Consider the following 16974-nt stretch of genomic DNA (forward strand, 5'->3'; position numbering starts at 1 on the left):
TCAGGCCGCGGCGCAGGCGGAGCCGTTGAGGGTGAACGCGGTGACCGCCGGGTTGGACCCGCTGTAGGTGCCGTTGAACCCGATGCTGGTCGAGCCGCCGGGGGCGAGGGTGGCGTTGTAGTCGACGTTGGTCGCGGTGACGTTCGCGCTGCCGGCCGCCTGGGTGTAGGTGGCGCCCCAGCCGGGTGGGGTCACCCGCTGGCCGCCGGGGAAGGCGAACGCGAGCGTCCAGCCGTTGATCGCGCTGGTGCCGGTGTTGGTGATGGTGACGTTGGCGGTGAAACCGCTGGAGCCGCCCCAGTTGGTGGTCTGGTAGGCGACCCGGCAGTCCCCGCCGACCGGACCGGCCTGGGTGGTCAGGGTGGCCGTGGCGGAGTTGCCGGAGACGTTGCCGGCCGCGTCCCTGGCCCGGACGTAGAACCGGTAGGTGGTCTCGGGGGTCAGGGCGCTGGCGGTGTAGGTGTTCGTGCCGGCCGTGCTGACCAGGGTGAAGGTGCCGCCGCTCGCGCCGGTGGCGCGGTAGACGTCGTAGCCGGTGACGCCGATGTCGTCGGTGGACGCGCCCCAGTTCAGGGTGGCCGAGGTGGCGGTCACCGAGGAGGCGGTCGGCGTGCCGGGGGTGGTCGGCGCCTGCTCGTCGGGGTCACCGCCGCCGCCGTAGATCGTGGCCTCGCGGGAGGTGGCGCGGATTCCGTTGGCACCGTTGAAGATCCGCTCGCCCCAGGAGGTGAGCCGGCTGGGGTCGAAGGCGGTGACCATGTCCAGGTACTCGACGCCGCCGCCGTTGCCGCTCCACGACCAGCCGATGTAGCCCAGTCCCCTGGACTGCGCCTGGGCCATGATCGTGTCCTCGTCGGGGTCGCCGTCGGAGTGGTTGTGCCCGAACTCGCCGACGACCAGCGGCAGACCGGCGGTGCGGAAGGCGTCGAAGTAGGCGTTGATCTCGGCGGCGGTGTCGTACACGCCGTACATGTGGATGGAGAAGACCGTGTTGCGGTCGGGATCGTTGGCGAACACCGTGGCGGCGTTGTCGCGCATGATGCCGCCCCAGTCCTGGCCCCACATCGGCGCGTCGGCCATGATCAGGTGGTTGAAACCGTTGGTGCGCAACCGTTGGATGGCGTTCGAGGTGGCGCTCGCCCAGGTCGCGCTGACCTGGGCGTTGTTGCCGAAGGGCTCGTTGCCGATGTTGAGCACGACGTAGTCCTCCTGGCCCACCAGCGCGCTCTTCTGGCTGATCCAGTAGGTGACGGCCTGGTCGAGGGTCGCCGCGGCGCCCTCCTCGCCGTAGCCGGTGGTGTCGTGCGCCTCCAGTACGCAGATCAGCCGGGACTGCTTGCACAGCGACACCACGTTGGCGACGTCGGTGGACGGGCCCCAGCGCTGCCCGCTGCCGAGCACGACCCGCACGGTGTTGGCGCCCAGGGCTTTGATGTCGGCGAAGGAGCCGGTCTCACCCTGGTACCAGACGTGCGCGTGGCTGGCTCCGCGCATGACGAACGCCGAGCCGTTGGCCTCGACGATCCGGGTGCCGCTGACCCGCAGACCGGTCGGCGCCGACTGCGCGGGGACCGGGAGGAACAGGATCGAGAACAGGACCGCGAGCACCGAGGCGACCGCGACCGTGCGCCGTGACTTCACGTCTTTCTCCCACCTATCGGCCCACGGCGGCTGCCACCGCGGGGTACCACCTGTCGGAGATCTTCTGGTCTCCGGACGCGTTGGGGTGGACGCCGTCGTAGGTGTCGGCGGCGGTGGAGAACCCGGTCCACTGGTCGACGACGGTGACCGGGGAGGCGGCGGTGTCCTGCGCGGCGGCCCAGCCGGGGATGGCGGCGTTGAGGTCGACCACCCGCGCCGCGCATTCCCCGCAGGAGGTGGGGTTCATCGGGATGATCCGCGCGACGATGATCCGCATGGCGGGGTTGTTGGCCCGCATCTGGGCGACCAGCGTGCTGTAGGCGTCGAGGATGACCGAGGTCGGCCGGTTGCTCCAGACGTCGTTGGTGCCGAAGTGCATGATGACGACGTCGGGGTTGGTCGCGGCGAGCCAGCCGACCAGGTGGTTCTGGGCGGCGACGGTGGTGACCAGCGCGCCGCCGTGGCCCTCGTTGTCGCCGTCGTAGGGCACGCCGCAGCCCTGCGGGCCGAGCGTGCCGACGAAGTCGATGTCGGTGAACCCGTTGTCCTGCAAGCGGTTCCACAGCAGTGACCGCCAGCAGCCGGGGGATCCGGTGATCGAGTCACCGAGCGGCATGACGCGCACCGGTGCTGGTTGCGCCGCGGCGGCGCCGGGGGCCGGGCCGGCGGTCAGCAGGACCAGTACGGCGCTGAGGAGTGCGCGGAGAACGGCTCTGTTCATGGGACGACTCCATCCCTGTCGCTCGCTACCCTGGGAGCGCTCCCAGACTAACGGCGCGCGAAAACCGCCGCAACAGAGCCATTCGGGTGGTCCGGAACCGGGAGCGCTCTCAGCTCGTGGCCAGACTGGAGCGGCGCACGACCAGCTCCGGGGTGAACAGGACCTTCTCGTGGTGGTGGTCGGGGTCGTTGGCCTCCGACAGCAGCAACCCGGCGGCGGTGCGGCCGAGCTGGCGCCGTGGCTGACGTACCGAGGTCAGCGGGATCGCCGACGCGGCGGCGAAGTCGATGTCGTCGTAGCCCACGATCGCCAGGTCCTCCGGCACCCGCAGGCGGATGCTCACACACTGCTGCAGCAGCCCGATCGCCAGCAGGTCGTTGGCGCAGAACACCGCCGTCGGGCGCACCCGCGCGGACAGTCCGGCCAGCCGCTCCCCCGCGCTGCGCCCCTCGGCGACGGTCAGGCCCGAGGTGTCCAGATGCGTCAGTCGGTCAGGCCCCAGGCCGGCGCGGGCGATCGCCGCGAGCGCACCGTCGTGCCGGTCACGGACCTGGCCGATCGACAGCGGGCCGCCGACGAACGCGATCCGCTCGTGGCCCAACTCCACCAGGTGGTCCACCGCCAGCTCACCGCCGAGCACGTCGTCGACGGCCACCGAGCAGTGGGTGTCGCCCGCGCGGGTGCGGTCCACGATCACCAGCGGAGTGCCTCGCCGGGGCAGCTCGTCGAGGATCGGGGCGTTCGCGTCGGCCGGGGTGATCAGCACGCCCTGCACCCGCTGCTGCTCGAGGCGGCTGAGGTAGGACAGCTCGCGCTCGACCCGGTTGTCGCTGTTGCACATGTACAGCGACAGGTCGTTGGCCTCGGCCTGCTCCTCGATCCCCTTGGCGACGTCGGTGAAGAACGGGTTGGAGCCGTCGAGCATCACGTAGGCCACGGTCCGGCTGCGGCCGGCACGCAGTTGGCGGGCCGGCTCGTTGCGCACGAACCCCAGCTGCGACATCGCCGAGCGCACCCGCGCGAGGGTGGCGGCGCTGACCGTCTCCGGCCGGTTCAGCACGTTGGAGACCGTGCCGAGGGAGACACCGGCCAGCGCCGCGACCTCCCGCACGCTCACCGGCCGCTGCGCGCCGGCTGACTCTGCGCCCACGGAACCCCCAGAGATTGAAACGTTACCTGGATGGCCGAAGTGTAGCCCGTTGTCAGGGGATGTCTTGACGCCCGGGAACACCGCCGATACGGTCCCCGACGACGGACCTTGAAACCTTTCATTCCGGGGAGGTGGCCGCGATGGAGCGGCAGGACAGCACGCCTTTGCTGGAGGTCCGCGACGTCACCAAGTCCTTCGGCAGCGTCGCCGCCGTGCGCGGGTGCTCGTTCGGGCTGCCGCCCGGCGAGGTGCACGCGCTGGTCGGCGAGAACGGTGCCGGCAAGTCGACGATCGTGAAGATGCTCGCCGGGGTGCACCGCCCGGACACCGGCACGCTGCTCGTGGACGGCGAACCGGTCGAGTTCGGCGGGCCGGCCGACGCCATGGACGCCGGCATCGCGGTCATCTACCAGGAGCCGACGCTGTTCGGGGACCTGTCGGTCGCCGAGAACATCGCCATGGGCCGCCAGCCGCGCGGTCGGTTCGGGATCATCGACCGCCGCCGGATGCGCCGCACGGCCACCGAGCTGTTCGCCCGCCTCGGCGTGCACCTCGACCCCGGACGGCCGGCGCGCGGACTGTCCATCGCCGACCAGCAGATCGTCGAGATCGCGAAGGCCATCGGCGGCCGGGCCAGGATCCTGGTGATGGACGAGCCGACGGCCGCCCTGTCCTCGGTGGAGGTCGAGCGGCTGTTCGCGGTGGTCCGCGCGCTGCGCGAGGAGGGCGCGGCGGTGCTGTTCATCTCCCACCGCTTCGAGGAGATCACCGCGCTGTGCGACCGGGTGACGATCATGCGCGACGGCGCCCACGTGTCCACCGACCCGCTCGCTGACCTGACCGTCGAGGAGATGGTGCGCCGGATGGTCGGCCGCGACCTCGACGCGCTGTTCCCCAAGCAGGACGTCGAACCCGGCGCGGTCGTGCTGGAGGTCGACGGCCTCGCCCGCGAGGGCGTGTTCCGCGACGTGACGTTCGAGGTGCGCGCCGGGGAGATCGTCGCGCTCGCCGGGCTGGTCGGCGCCGGCCGCTCCGAGGTCGTCCAGGCCGTGTTCGGAGTGGACGGCCGGGACGCGGGAACGGTGCGGGTCAACGGGAAGCGGGTCCGGCCGCACTCCTCGCGCGCGGCCATGGCGGCCGGGATGGCGCTGGTCCCGGAGGACCGCCGCCAGCAGGGCCTGGTGATGGACCTGTCCATCCAGCGCAACGTCACCCTGCCGCGCTCCGGCGCGCTGGCCCGGTTCGGTCTGCTCGGCGGCGGCGCCGAACGGCGGGAGGCAGCGCACTGGACCGAACGGCTGCGCACCCGCTACGGGCGGCTGGCCGACCCGGTCCGCACGCTCTCCGGCGGCAACCAGCAGAAGGTCGTGCTCGCCAAGTGGCTGGCGACCGCGCCGAGGGTGCTGATCGTCGACGAACCCACCCGGGGCATCGACGTCGGCACCAAGGCCGAGGTGCACCGGCTGATGTCCGCACTGGCCGCCGAGGGTGTCGCGGTGCTGATGGTGTCCTCCGAGTTGCCCGAGGTCCTGGGCATGGCCGACCGGGTGCTGGTCATGCGGGAGGGCCGGCTGGTCGCCGACCTTCCGCGCGCCGAGGCCACCGAGGAGTCGATCATGCTCGCCGCCATGGGCCAGGAGGTCGCGTGAGCACCGTGACGACGGCCGGGGCAACGGCCGCCGGCGGGCGGATCGGGGCGCTGCTGCGGGTACGCGAACTCGGGATCGTGCTGGCGCTGGCGGTCCTGGTCGGGTACACGGCGTTCGTCAACCCGAGGTTCCTGTCCGGCCAGAGCGTGCGGGACATCCTGCTCGGCACGGCGATCCTGGCGGTGCTCGCCGTCGGCCAGGCGATCGTGATCATCACCCGCAACATCGACCTGTCCGTCGGCTCGGTACTGGGCCTGAGCGCGTTCGCCGTCGGCACGGTCGTGCAGGACAACCCCGGAATGCCGGTGTTCGTGGCGCTGCTGCTGGGGATCGCGATCGGCGGGGTGTGCGGGCTGGTGAACGCGGTGCTCGTGCGCTACGGCCGGGTCCCCGCACTGGTGGTCACGCTCGGCACGCTCTACGTCTTCCGCGGCATCACCTACAGCTGGGCCGGCGGCCAGCAGATCACCGCCGACGAGCTCCCCAAGCGGTTCCTCGGTTTCGCCGGCGAGTCGGTGCTCGGGGTGCCGTGGCTGGTGGTGATCGCGCTGCTGGTGGTCGCGGTCGCCGGGGTGGTGCTGCGCAACTACCGGGTCGGCCGCGAGCTGTACGCGATGGGCTCCAACCCGGAGGCGGCCACGCTCGCCGGGATCCGGGTGGGGCGCAACACCCTCGGCGCGTTCGCGGTCAGCGGCGCGCTGGCCGGACTGGCCGGGGTGCTGTTCGCCGTGCGGTTCGGCACGATCGACGCCGCCGCCGGCACCGGCTACGAGCTGAACGTGGTCGCCGCGGCCGTGGTCGGCGGGGTCGCGGTGTTCGGCGGCAGCGGCACGGTGTGGGGGGCGGCGCTGGGCGCGCTGCTGCTCACCGTCATCGGCAACGCCCTGGCCGTGCTGGACATCAACCAGTTCTGGCAGCAGGCGATCGTCGGCGCCCTGATCCTGCTGGCGATCGGGGTCGACCGGCTGGTCGCGGCGCGCACCGCGCGCGCGTTGAAGAACAGGAACGGTCATGTCCGATAACCCGGTCGCACGCCGGCTGTCCCGCGTCGCCGGCTGGGACGCCGCGATCATCGTCGTGGCGATCCTGGCGCTGGTGGTGGCGGGCGGCGCGGTGGAGAACTTCGCCACCACCCGCAACGTCGGCTTCCTGGTGCTGGACCTGCTGCCGATCGCGCTGCTGGCGCTGCCGATGACGCTGGTCATCATCACCGGTGAGATCGACCTGTCGGTGGCCAGCACGCTCGGGCTCACCTCGGCGGTGCTCGGCTCGCTGTGGAACAGCGGAATGGCGATCGAGACGATCATCCCGCTGTGCGTGCTGCTGGGCGCGGTGCTCGGCGCGGTCAACGGCGTGTTCGTGACCGTGTTCCGGCTGCCGTCGCTGGCGGTCACGATCGGCACGATGGCGCTGTTCCGGGGCCTCGCGTTCGTCGTGCTCGGCGACTCCGCGGTGGCCGACTTCCCGGCCGCGTTCACCGGCTGGGCCACCGGCACGATCGGCGACGGCCCGGTGCCCAACGTGCTGGTCCCGCTGCTGGTGCTGGCCGCGGTGTTCGTGGTGGTGCTGCACGCGACGCCGGTCGGCCGGGCGGTGTTCGCCGCCGGCGCCAGCGAGCAGACCGCGCGGTTCTCCGGCGTGCGGGTCGACCGGCTGAAGTTCTGGCTGTTCGTGGCCAGCGGCGCGGTCGCCGGGCTCGCCGGGGTGCTGTGGACCCTGCGGTACTCCAGTGCCCGCGCCGACAACGGTTTCGGCCTGGAACTGGCCGTCGTCGCCGCCGTACTGCTGGGCGGCGTGTCCATCTTCGGCGGCAAGGGCGCCATGCCCGGTGTGCTCGCCGGGGTCCTGCTGCTGGCCACCGTGCAGAACGCGCTGCGGCTGGAGGACGTGAGCAACGAGGCGCTCAACATCGTCACCGGCGCGCTGCTGATCGTGTCGGTGCTCCTGCCCAACATCGGCCGCTCCGTGCGCGCCGCCACCCACCGCAGACGCCTGCGACAGTCCCCGACCGACCCGATCTCGTGAGAGAGGCGACATCGATGTCCCGATACCGCGTGTTACGAGTTCTCACCGCCGCGACCCTGGCTCTCACGCTGGCCGCGTGCGGCGGCACGACCAAGGACGACACCTCCGGCGAGCAGGGCGGTGGTCAGGCCACCGGCGTCGCCGACCCGGACGCGGAGCTGAAGGAGGGCGTCACGATGGCGTACCTGCCCAAGCAGCTCAACAACCCCTACTCCGACATCGAGGTCAGCGGCGGGGAGGAGGCACTCGGTGAGCTCAAGGGCGAGTACAAGCTCGTCGGCCCCAACGACGCCAGCGCCTCCTCGCAGGTCAGCTACATCAACACGCTGATCCAGCAGCAGCACGACGTCATCGGGATCGCCGCCAACGACCCGAACGCGGTGTGCCCGTCGCTCAACCAGGCCCGCGACTCGGGCATCAAGGTGGTGGCGTTCGACTCCGACGCGGCCAAGGAGTGCCGCGACGTGTTCATCAACCAGGCGTCCACGCAGGGCATCGGGGAGAAGCTGGTGGAGATGACCAGCAAGCTCGCCGGCGGCTCCGGGGAGATCGCGATCCTGTCCGCGACCCCCAACGCCACCAACCAGAACGCGTGGATCGAGGTGATGAAGACCGAGCTGGCCAAGCCGGAGAACAAGGGCCTCAAGCTGGTGAAGATCGCCTACGGCAACGACGAGGACCAGAAGTCCTTCCAGGAGGCGCAGGGCCTGTTGCAGTCCTACCCGAACCTGAAGGTGATCGTCTCGCCGACGACCGTGGGCATCGCCGCCGCCGCGCGCTACGTCAGCTCGTCGAACTACAAGGGCCAGGTGGCGATCACCGGGCTCGGCACGCCCAACCAGATGCGCGAGTACATCAAGAACGGCACGGTCACCGAGTTCGCGCTGTGGAACCCGGCCGACATCGGCTACCTGGCCGCCTACGCCGGGGTGGCGCTGGTGTCCGGGCAGATCACCGGCAAGGAGGGCGAGACGTTCACCGCCGGCAAGCTCGGCGACTACGAGATCGGCGCCGACGGCGAGATCGTGCTCGGCCCGCCGACCGTGTTCGACTCCGGCAACATCGACGACTTCGACTTCTGATGCGGTACTGCTTCCGCCTGCAGGTCCGGCCGGGCCGCCTCGCCGAGTACACCGAGCGGCACCGGGCGGTCTGGCCGGACATGCTGGCCGCGCTGCGCGAGGCCGGCTGGCGGAACTACTCGCTGTTCGTGGACACCGACGGCCTGCTGATCGGCTACGTCGAGGCCGACTCGCTGGCCGACGCGCAGGCGGCGATGGCGGCCACCGAGGTCAACGCGCGCTGGCAGGCCGAGATGGCGGAGTTCTTCACCGGCATCGACGGCCGGCCGGCCGACCAGGGCCTGCGGCTGCTGACCGAGGTGTTCCACCTCGACGACCAACTCGACCAGGAAACGTGATACCAGTGTCAGACCTGACCGCCGTGCGGCGCGCGCTAGCCAGCCACGAGATCGAGACCCCGTCCTGGGCGTTCGGCAACTCCGGCACCCGGTTCAAGGTCTTCGCCCAGCCGGGGGTGCCCCGCACGCCGGAGGAGAAGATCGCCGACGCCGCGACCGTGCACCGCTTCACCGGCGTCGCCCCCCAGGTCGCGCTGCACATCCCGTGGGACACGGTCGAGGACTACGGGGCGCTGGCCAGCTACGCGCGCGACCAGGGCGTGCGCCTGGGGGCCATCAACACCAACGTGTTCCAGGACGACGACTACAAGCTGGGCTCGGTCACCAACCCCGATCCCGGTATCCGGCGCAAGGCGACCGACCACCTGCTCGAGGCGATCTCGATCATGGACGCCACCGGGTCGCGGGACCTGAAGCTGTGGTTCTCCGACGGCATCAACTACCCCGGCCAGGACGACCTGCGCACCCGCCAGGACCGGTTGGCGCAGGCGCTGCGCGAAACCTACGACCGGCTCGGCGACGACCAGCGGATCGTGTTGGAGTACAAGCTGTTCGAGCCGGCGTTCTACGCCACCGACGTCCCCGACTGGGGCACCTCCTACGCGCACTGCGTGGAGCTGGGCGAGAAGGCGACGGTGTGCATCGACACCGGCCACCACGCGCCGGGCACGAACATCGAGTTCATCGTGGCGTTCCTGTTGCGGCAGAACAAGCTCGGCGCGTTCGACTTCAACTCCCGGTTCTACGCCGACGACGACCTGATGGTCGGCGCTGCCGACCCGTTCCAGCTGTTCCGGATCATGTACGAGATCGTGCGCGGCGACGCGCTGCACCCCGACCGGGGTATCGCGTTCATGCTCGACCAGTGCCACAACATCGAGCGCAAGATCCCGGCGGTGATCCGCTCGGTGATGAACGTGCAGGAGGCGACGGCCAAGGCCCTGCTGGTCGACCGGGACGCGCTGTCGGCGGCCCAGTCGGCCGGCGACGTGCTGGAGGCCAACGCGGTGGTGATGGACGCCTACAACACCGACGTGCGGCCGCTGCTGGCGCAGGTCCGTGAGGACGCCGGCCTGGACCCGGACCCGATGGCGGCGTTCAAGCGCAGCGGCTACCAGGAACGCGTCGACGCCGAGCGCGTCGGCGGTGAGCAGGCAGGATGGGGAGCATGACAGCCGATGAACTCCTCGCGCGCAGCAACGAGTTGGGGGCCGACCCGCGGAACACGAACTTCGCCGGGGGGAACACCTCGGCGAAGGGCACCGACACCGATCCGGTGACCGGGCGGCCGGTGGACCTGTTGTGGGTCAAGGGATCCGGCGGTGACCTCGGCACGCTGACCGAGGCCGGGCTGGCGGTGCTGCGGCTGGACCGGCTGCGGGCGCTGGTCGATGTCTACCCGGGGGTCGAGCGCGAGGACGAGATGGTCGCCGCGTTCGACTACTGCCTGCACGGGCGGGGTGGGGCGGCGCCGTCGATCGACACGGCGATGCACGGGCTGGTGGACGCCGCCCACGTCGACCACCTGCACCCGGACTCGGGGATCGCGCTGGCCACGGCCGCCGACGGGGCCGCGCTGACCAAGGAGTGCTTCGGCGACCGGGTCGCGTGGGTGGACTGGCGGCGCCCCGGTTTCCAGCTGGGGCTGGACATCGCGGCGGTCCGCCGGGCCAACCCGAAGGCCATCGGCGTGATCCTCGGCGGGCACGGCATCACCGCGTGGGGCGAGACCTCCCAGGAGTGCCGGGACCACTCGCTGGAGATCATCCGCACGGCGGAGACGTTCCTGGCCGAGCGGGGCCGCGCCGAACCGTTCGGCGCGGTCGTGCCCGGGTTCGAGGCGCTGCCCGCCGACCAGCGGCGGGCCAGGGCCGCCGCGCTCGCGCCGGTGATCCGTGGCCTGGCCTCCACCGACGCGCGGCAGGTCGGCCACTTCACCGACTCCGAGGTCGTGCTGGACTTCCTGGCCAGGGAGAAGCTCGGGCCGCTGGCCGCGCTCGGCACGTCCTGCCCGGACCACTTCCTGCGGACCAAGGTCCGCCCGCTGGTGGTGGACCTGCCGGCGACCGCGCCGCTGGCCGAGGTCGTCGCCCGGCTCCAGGCCCTGCACGAGACCTACCGCGAGGACTACCGCGCCTACTACGAGCGCCACGCCGAGCCCGACAGCCCGCCGCTGCGCGGCGCCGACCCGGCGATCGTGCTGGTGCCGGGGGTGGGCATGTTCTCCTTCGGCAAGGACAAGCAGACCGCGCGGGTGGCCGGCGAGTTCTACGTCAACGCCATCAACGTCATGCGCGGCGCCGAGTCGGTGTCGCGCTACGCGCCGATCGACGAGCGGGAGAAGTTCCGCATCGAGTACTGGGCGCTGGAGGAGGCCAAGCTGGCGCGGCTGCCCGCGCCCAAGCCGCTGGCCGGGCGGATCGCGCTGGTCACCGGCGCCGGGTCGGGCATCGGCCGGGCGATCGCCCACCGGCTGGGCGCCGAGGGCGCGTGCGTGGTGGTCGCCGACCTCGACGGCGAGGCGGCGCGGACCGTGGCGGCCGAGATCGGCCCGGCCGACCGGGCGGTCGCGGTCACCGCCGACGTGACCGACGAGGCCGCCGTGCGCGCGGCGGTCGAGGCGGCGGCGCTGGCCTTCGGCGGGGTCGACCTGGTGGTGAACAACGCCGGACTGTCGATCTCCAAGTCGCTGCTGGAGACCACCGAGCGGGACTGGGACCTGCAACACGACGTGATGGCCAAGGGCTCGTTCCTGGTCGCCAGGGCCGCCGCCGGGGTCATGGTCGACCAGGGTCTCGGCGGCGACCTGGTGTACATCTCGTCGAAGAACGCGGTGTTCGCCGGCCCGAACAACGTGGCCTACGGCGCCGCCAAGGCCGACCAGGCCCACCAGGTGCGGCTGCTGGCCGCCGAGCTCGGTGAGCACGGCATCCGCGTCAACGGCATCAACCCCGACGGGGTGGTGCGCGGCTCGGGGATCTTCGCCAAGGGCTGGGGCGCGCAGCGGGCCGCGGTCTACGGCGTGCCGGAGTCCGAGCTCGGCGCGTTCTACGCCAAGCGGACGCTGCTCGGGCGGGAGGTGCTGCCCGAGCACGTCGCCGCCGCCGTGTTCGCGATCACCGCCGGCGACCTGTCGCTGACCACCGGCCTGCACGTCCCGGTCGACGCCGGGGTCGCGGCCGCCTTCCTGCGCTGAAGGGAGACCGACATGACAACCACCATGCCGACCCGGATCATGCCCCGCCGCACCAGGATCGGGCTGGTGGCCGGGGGGCTCGGCGCGTACTGGCCGCAGTTCCCCGACCTGCTCCCCCAGCTGCGCCGCTCGGCCGAGCAGGTGTCGGCCAGGCTCGGCGGACTGGACTGCGAGGTGGTCGACGTCGGGTTCATCTCCGACGAGCGCGACGGCGCGGCCGCCGCGCAACGGCTGCGCGCGGCCGACTGCGACCTGATCGTCGGCTTCCTCACCACCTACATGACCGCCTCGATGCTCGCCCCGGTCGCGCAACGCACCGGCGCGCCGGTGCTGCTGATCAACCTCCAGCCGAGCGAGGCGATGGACCACGCCACGTTCGACACCGGCGCGTGGCTGGCCTACTGCGGCGCGTGCCCGCTGCCGGAGATGGCCAACGCGTTCCGCCGCTGCGGCGTGGAGTTCCGCTCGGTGTCGGGGTATCTGGGTGACGAGCGGGCGTGGGCGCGGATCGGGCGGTGGATCAGGGCGGCCGGGGTGCGGGCGGCGCTGCGCCACGGCCGGCACGGTCTGCTCGGCCACCTGTACCCGGGGATGATGGACGTCTCCAGCGACCCGACGCTGGTGACCGCGCAGTTCGGCGGGCACGTGGAGATCCTGGAGATCGACGACGTGCGGGTGCGGGTGGAGAAGGTCAGCGACGGCGAGACCGCCGAGCGGGTCGCGCTGGCCCGCTCGATGTTCACCCTGGACGAGTCGGTGGTCGAGGAGGACCTGGAGTGGGCGGCGCGGGTGTCGGTCGCGCTGGACCGGCTGGTCGAGGACTTCACGCTGGACTCGCTGGCCTACTACCACCGGGGCCTGGACGGCGAGACCCACGAGCGGGTGGGCGCCGGGCTGATCCTGGGCGCGTCGCTGCTGACCGCGCGGGGCGTGCCGGCCTGCGGGGAGTACGAGCTGCGGACCTCCCTGGCGATGCTGATCATGGACCGGCTGGGGGCCGGCGGGTCGTTCACCGAGTTCCAGGCGCTCAACTTCCGTGACAACGTGGTCGAGATGGGCCACGACGGGCCGGCGCACCTGGCGATCAGCGCGCGCAAACCGCTGCTGCGCGGGCTGGACGTGTTGCACGGCAAGCGCGGCTGGGGCGTGTCGGTGGAGTTCGACGTGGCGCACGGCCCGGTGACCGCGTTCGGTCTCGGCCAGGCGCGCGACGGCCGGTACACGATGGTGGCCGCCGAGGGCACGGTCGTGCCAGGGCCGCTGCTGGCGATCGGCAACACCACCTCGCGGGTGGACTTCGGCTGCGACCCCGGTGAGTGGACCGACGCGTGGTCGGCGTCGGGGGTGGCGCACCACTGGACGCTGGGCACCGGTCACCGGGTGGCCGAGCTGACCGCGGTCGCCGACCTGCTCGGCCTGGAGCTGACGGTCGTCGCGCCGTGACCGTGCGGCGGCTGGCCGCCGTCGACCTCGGCGCGTCCAGCGGCCGGGTGATGCTGGGCGAGGTCGGCCCGGACTCGGTGGCGCTGCGTGAGATCCACCGGTTCGGCAACGGCCCGGTGCGGGTGGGCGACACGCTGCACTGGGACGTGCTGGGCATTCACCGTGAGGTGCTGGCGGGGCTGCGCGCGGCCGGCCCGCTCGACGGGGTGGGCGTCGACTCGTGGGCGGTCGACTACGGCCTGCTGGACGAGCGCGGCGCGCTGCTGGGCAACCCGGTCTGCTACCGCGACGCCCGCACCGACGGGGTGGCGGCGGCGCTGCGCGCGACGGTGCCGCCGGCCGAGCAGTACGCGGTGACCGGCCTGCGGGAGCTGCCGTTCAACACGATCTACCAGCTGGTGTCCGAACGCGACGGTGCCCGGCTGCGGGCGGCGTCGACGATGCTGCTGGTCCCCGACCTGCTCGGCTACTGGCTGACCGGCCAGGTCGGCGCGGAACGCACGAACGCCTCGACCACCGGGCTCTACGACGCCACCCGGGGCGAGTGGGCGCTGGACCTGGCCCGCCGGGCCGGGATCCCGACCGGGCTGCTGCCCCGGCTGCGCGACGCGGGCGAGATCCTCGGGCCGACGACCCCGGCGGTGAGCGCCGAACTCGGCCACACCGCGCCGGTCGTCGCGGTCGGCTCGCACGACACCGCCTCGGCGGTCCTGGGGGTGCCGGCGACCGGGGACGTGCCGTTCGCGTTCATCTCCTCCGGCACCTGGTCGCTGGTCGGGATGGAGCTGTCCCGGCCGCTGCTGACCGAGCCGGCGCGGGCCGCCGGGTTCAGCAACGAGTCCGGGGTGGACGGCACGGTTCGGTTGCTGCGCAACGTGACCGGCCTGTGGGTGCTGACCGAGTCGGTGCGCGCCTGGGGCACGGTTTCGCTGGCCGACGCCCTGGCCGCCGCGCGCGACGCGCCCGCGTTCGGCCCGGTGGTCGACATCGACGACCCGGTGTTCCTGCCCCCGGGCGACATGCCGGCCCGGATCGCCGCGGCGTGCCGGGCCACCGGCCAGCGTCCGCCGGAGGGCGTCGCGGAGATCACCCGCTGTGTGCTGGAGAGTCTGGCGCTGGCCTACCGCCGCGCGGTGCGGCGCCTGGGTGAGGTCACCGGGCGGCCGGCGGAGGTGATCCACCTGATCGGCGGCGGCACCCACAACGAGTTCCTCTGCCAGCTCACCGCCGACGCGTGCGGTCTGCCGGTGGTCGCCGGGCCGGTGGAGGCCACGGCGTTGGGCAACGTGCTGGTCCAGGCCCGTGCCCTGGGTGCCGACCTGCCGGACCGCTGGGCGATGCGTGCCCTGGTCGCCCGCACGGTCCCGACCCGCACGCACACTCCCGGCCCCGGCGCGGACCGGTGGGACGGCGCGGAGGCGCGGTACGCGGCGCTGGGCGTCTAGGGCAGCGCCACTTCCAGGCGGCGCAGGCGCTCCGGCTCGGCGATGACGTCGATCCCGGTGATCAGGCCGTCGGTGACGGTGAAGGTCATGGCGAGGGTGAACCGGCCGTTCGCGGCCATCACGATGCCGGTCAGGCCGTCCACCAACGCCGTCGCCGAGGCCACCGCGCGGGCACCGGACCGGGAGGCCATCCGGCCCACGGCACGCGGTCCGCGCAGGGTGAAGGGCCTGGGCGAGGGGCCGACCGCGGCGTCGGCGCGCAGCACGACGTCCGGGTCCAGCAGGGTGAGCAGGGCGTCGAAGTCGCCCCGGCGGGCGGCGGCCAGGTAGGCCTCGACGACCGGGCGCTGGCGGGCCAGGTCGGTCTCCGGTGCGCGGGTGGTGCCCGAGACCCGGCGGCGGGCCCGGCTGGCCAACTGGCGGGTGGCGGCCGGGGTGCGGTCGACGAGCGGGGCGATGTCGTCGAACGGGACGTCGAACAGGTCGTGCAGGACGAAGGCCAGCCGTTCGGCCGGGCCGAGGGTGTCGAGAACGACGAGCATCGCCAGGCCGACCGAGTCGGCCAGTTCGGCCTCGTGCTCCGGGTCGGCGGTCGAGGCCGGGTCGTGGGTGTCGAGCGGTTCCTCGCGGCGGGTCTCGCGGGCGCGCAGCAGGTTCAGGCAGACCCGGGCGACCACGGTGGTGAGCCAGGCGGCGGGGTTGCGCACGTCGGTGGTGTCGGCGCGGTCGGTCCGCAGCCAGGTCTCCTGGACGGCGTCGTCGGCCTCGCTGGCCGAGCCGAGCATGCGGTAGGCCACCGCGCGCAGGTGGGCGCGGTGCCGCTCGAACTCCTCGACCCTCACGCCGCCAGGCAACCACATGACGGTGGGGCGCCGGGGAGGACCCCGGCGCCCCACCCGGTGATCAGAGCGCGTTCTGCCCGGAGGACAGGCGGTCGATCCAGCCGCCCAGCGACGCCCAGCCGGACCAGCCGTTGTTCGGCGCGGTCTGCCAGATGTGCCACAGCGCGTTGTCGCCACCGGTGACGAACACCTCAAGGCGCCCGTCGTTGTTCCGGTTCACGTTGAGCTGGTCGATCCAGCCACCCAGCGACGCCCAGCCGGACCAGCCGTTGTTGGGCGCGGTCTGCCAGATGTGCCACAGGTCGCCGCCGCCGCCGCGGGCGAAGACCTCCAGCCGGCCGTCGGCGTTGTTGCCGACCGCGAGCCGGTCGATCCAGCCACCCAGCGACGCCCACCCGGACCAGCCGTTGTTCGGCGCGGTCTGCCAGACGTGCCAGAGCGCGCCGTCACCGCCACGGACGAAGACCTCGATGCGACCGTCCTGGTTGTTGCCGGCCTCGACCTCGTCGATCCAGCCGCCGAACGACGCCCAGCCGGACCAGCCGTTGTTCGGGGCGGTCTGCCAGATGTGCCACAGCGCGTTGTCGCTGCCGCTGACGAAGACCTCGATCCGGCCGTCCTCGTTGCGCACGGTGTCGATGTCGTCCACCCAGCCGCCCAGCGACGCCCAGCCGGACCAGCCGTTGTTCGGCGCGGTCTGCCAGATGTGCCACAGCGCGCCGTCACCGCCGCGGGCGAACACCTCCAGCCGGCCGTCCTCGTTGTTGGTCACCGACAGCCGGTCGACCCAGCCGCCGAAGGACTGCCAGCCCGACCACCCGTTGTTGGGCGCGGTCTGCCAGATGTGCCACAGCGCGTTGTCGGCCCCGATCACGAAGACCTCGAGCCGACCGTCCTCGTTGCGGCCGACCTCGACCTGCTCGATGGAGCCGCCGAGCGTGCCCCAGCCGGACCAGCCGTTGTTCGGCGCGGTCTGCCAGATGTGGTCGAGGCTGCCGCTGGCGCCCCGGCCGAACACCTCCAGCCGGCCGACCGAGGTGTCCTTCGCGACGGCCGGTTCCGGGGTGGGCGTCGGGTCGGCGGCGGCCGAGCCACCGGCGGTGGCCAGCGTGGTGGCCACGAAGGCGAACACGAGGGCCCCGGCGGCCATCCGTACGCGCCGGGCAATGGATCTGTATGCGGTCATTTATCCAATCCTGGTTCTGGTTGGTCTGAATCGGCCGAAGGAAATGTCCACCAACAACACGGGATTCTTGTTGATCATTGTTATTCCTGTTCATCGGCCTTGCCGCGCAAAGGAAGCGCGCGCTCCAACCTTGGGGGCACCCCGACGGCCGCACAATCCCCGTGACGGGTCGACGGAATCCCCTAACGAGTGATGAATCCGGTTACCGTTTTTCGCGGACGGACAGCGGCGCGGCCCGGTCGAGGACGACCGGGCC

Annotated in this window: 14 protein-coding genes; 9 read left to right on the forward strand and 5 right to left on the reverse strand. The window is 72.1% G+C overall.

Going from position 1 to position 16974, the window contains the following annotated elements; all coding sequences use genetic code 11:
• The 3 genes from BLA60_RS08975 to BLA60_RS08985 form a co-directional block, all read right to left on the reverse strand.
• The gene (locus BLA60_RS08975; protein ID WP_075132325.1) at positions 1–1641 is read right to left on the reverse strand and encodes a cellulase family glycosylhydrolase; all 1641 of its coding nucleotides are present in this window, start codon (positions 1639–1641) and stop codon (positions 1–3) included.
• A gap of 13 nt (positions 1642–1654) precedes the next feature.
• On the reverse strand, positions 1655–2362 hold the full coding sequence (locus BLA60_RS08980) for an SGNH/GDSL hydrolase family protein (protein ID WP_084734769.1): 708 nt from the start codon (positions 2360–2362) through the stop codon (positions 1655–1657).
• 109 nt (positions 2363–2471) lie between these two features.
• Positions 2472–3473, reverse strand: a complete 1002-nt coding sequence (locus tag BLA60_RS08985; RefSeq protein WP_075132326.1) for a LacI family DNA-binding transcriptional regulator — start codon at positions 3471–3473, stop codon at positions 2472–2474.
• A gap of 179 nt (positions 3474–3652) precedes the next feature.
• On the opposite strand from BLA60_RS08985, the gene BLA60_RS08990 reads away from it, so the two are divergent.
• From BLA60_RS08990 to BLA60_RS09030, 9 genes are read left to right on the forward strand one after another with little or no spacing between them, the layout of a single operon-like run.
• A complete protein-coding gene (locus BLA60_RS08990) occupies positions 3653–5161 on the forward strand; it encodes a sugar ABC transporter ATP-binding protein (protein ID WP_075132327.1) in 1509 nt (502 codons plus the stop codon).
• 5 nt (positions 5162–5166) lie between these two features.
• The gene (locus BLA60_RS08995; RefSeq protein WP_211288672.1) at positions 5167–6183 is read left to right on the forward strand and encodes an ABC transporter permease; all 1017 of its coding nucleotides are present in this window, start codon (positions 5167–5169) and stop codon (positions 6181–6183) included.
• Positions 6173–7186, forward strand: coding sequence for an ABC transporter permease (locus BLA60_RS09000; protein WP_075132329.1), 1014 nt, complete (start codon positions 6173–6175; stop codon positions 7184–7186). Before BLA60_RS08995 ends, BLA60_RS09000 begins: the two co-directional genes overlap by 11 nt.
• Before the next feature lie 14 nt (positions 7187–7200).
• Positions 7201–8268, forward strand: coding sequence for a rhamnose ABC transporter substrate-binding protein (rhaS, locus tag BLA60_RS09005; protein WP_075132330.1), 1068 nt, complete (start codon positions 7201–7203; stop codon positions 8266–8268).
• Positions 8265–8606, forward strand: a complete 342-nt coding sequence (locus BLA60_RS09010; protein WP_075132587.1) for an L-rhamnose mutarotase — start codon at positions 8265–8267, stop codon at positions 8604–8606. Before rhaS ends, BLA60_RS09010 begins: the two co-directional genes overlap by 4 nt.
• Positions 8603–9778: an L-rhamnose isomerase gene (rhaI, locus tag BLA60_RS09015; protein WP_075132331.1), complete on the forward strand. Its 1176-nt coding sequence runs from the start codon at positions 8603–8605 to the stop codon at positions 9776–9778. The genes BLA60_RS09010 and rhaI overlap by 4 nt, the downstream gene beginning before the upstream one ends.
• The gene (locus BLA60_RS09020) at positions 9766–11802 is read left to right on the forward strand and encodes a bifunctional aldolase/short-chain dehydrogenase (protein WP_425427042.1); all 2037 of its coding nucleotides are present in this window, start codon (positions 9766–9768) and stop codon (positions 11800–11802) included. The genes rhaI and BLA60_RS09020 overlap by 13 nt, the downstream gene beginning before the upstream one ends.
• 12 nt (positions 11803–11814) lie before the next feature.
• A complete protein-coding gene (locus BLA60_RS09025; protein WP_075132333.1) occupies positions 11815–13245 on the forward strand; it encodes an L-fucose/L-arabinose isomerase family protein in 1431 nt (476 codons plus the stop codon).
• Positions 13246–13295: 50 nt separating this feature from the next.
• The gene (locus BLA60_RS09030; RefSeq protein WP_154814261.1) at positions 13296–14690 is read left to right on the forward strand and encodes a rhamnulokinase; all 1395 of its coding nucleotides are present in this window, start codon (positions 13296–13298) and stop codon (positions 14688–14690) included.
• Here BLA60_RS09030 and BLA60_RS09035 read toward each other — a convergent pair.
• Together BLA60_RS09035 and BLA60_RS09040 are read right to left on the reverse strand one after the other, a co-directional pair.
• The gene (locus BLA60_RS09035) at positions 14687–15532 is read right to left on the reverse strand and encodes a sigma-70 family RNA polymerase sigma factor (protein WP_281257424.1); all 846 of its coding nucleotides are present in this window, start codon (positions 15530–15532) and stop codon (positions 14687–14689) included. The two genes, BLA60_RS09030 and BLA60_RS09035, sit on opposite strands and share 4 nt — an antisense overlap.
• A 61-nt stretch (positions 15533–15593) precedes the next feature.
• Positions 15594–16718, reverse strand: coding sequence for a PLL family lectin (locus BLA60_RS09040; protein WP_211288651.1), 1125 nt, complete (start codon positions 16716–16718; stop codon positions 15594–15596).
• Positions 16719–16974: the final 256 nt, after the last annotated feature.

The sequence above is a fragment of the Actinophytocola xinjiangensis genome (genome assembly GCF_001921215.1).
GTDB lineage: Bacteria > Actinomycetota > Actinomycetes > Mycobacteriales > Pseudonocardiaceae > Actinophytocola > Actinophytocola xinjiangensis.

Coding starts and splice junctions, on each gene's coding strand:
- BLA60_RS08980 (WP_084734769.1), bottom strand. CDS start 2,362: ATGAACAGAGCCGTTCTCCGCGCACTCCTCAGCGCCGTACTGGTCCTG.
- BLA60_RS08990 (WP_075132327.1), top strand. CDS start 3,653: ATGGAGCGGCAGGACAGCACGCCTTTGCTGGAGGTCCGCGACGTCACC.
- BLA60_RS09000 (WP_075132329.1), top strand. CDS start 6,173: ATGTCCGATAACCCGGTCGCACGCCGGCTGTCCCGCGTCGCCGGCTGG.
- rhaS (WP_075132330.1), top strand. CDS start 7,201: ATGTCCCGATACCGCGTGTTACGAGTTCTCACCGCCGCGACCCTGGCT.
- BLA60_RS09020 (WP_425427042.1), top strand. CDS start 9,766: ATGGGGAGCATGACAGCCGATGAACTCCTCGCGCGCAGCAACGAGTTG.
- BLA60_RS09025 (WP_075132333.1), top strand. CDS start 11,815: ATGACAACCACCATGCCGACCCGGATCATGCCCCGCCGCACCAGGATC.
- BLA60_RS09030 (WP_154814261.1), top strand. CDS start 13,296: ATGCTGGGCGAGGTCGGCCCGGACTCGGTGGCGCTGCGTGAGATCCAC.
- BLA60_RS09040 (WP_211288651.1), bottom strand. CDS start 16,718: ATGACCGCATACAGATCCATTGCCCGGCGCGTACGGATGGCCGCCGGG.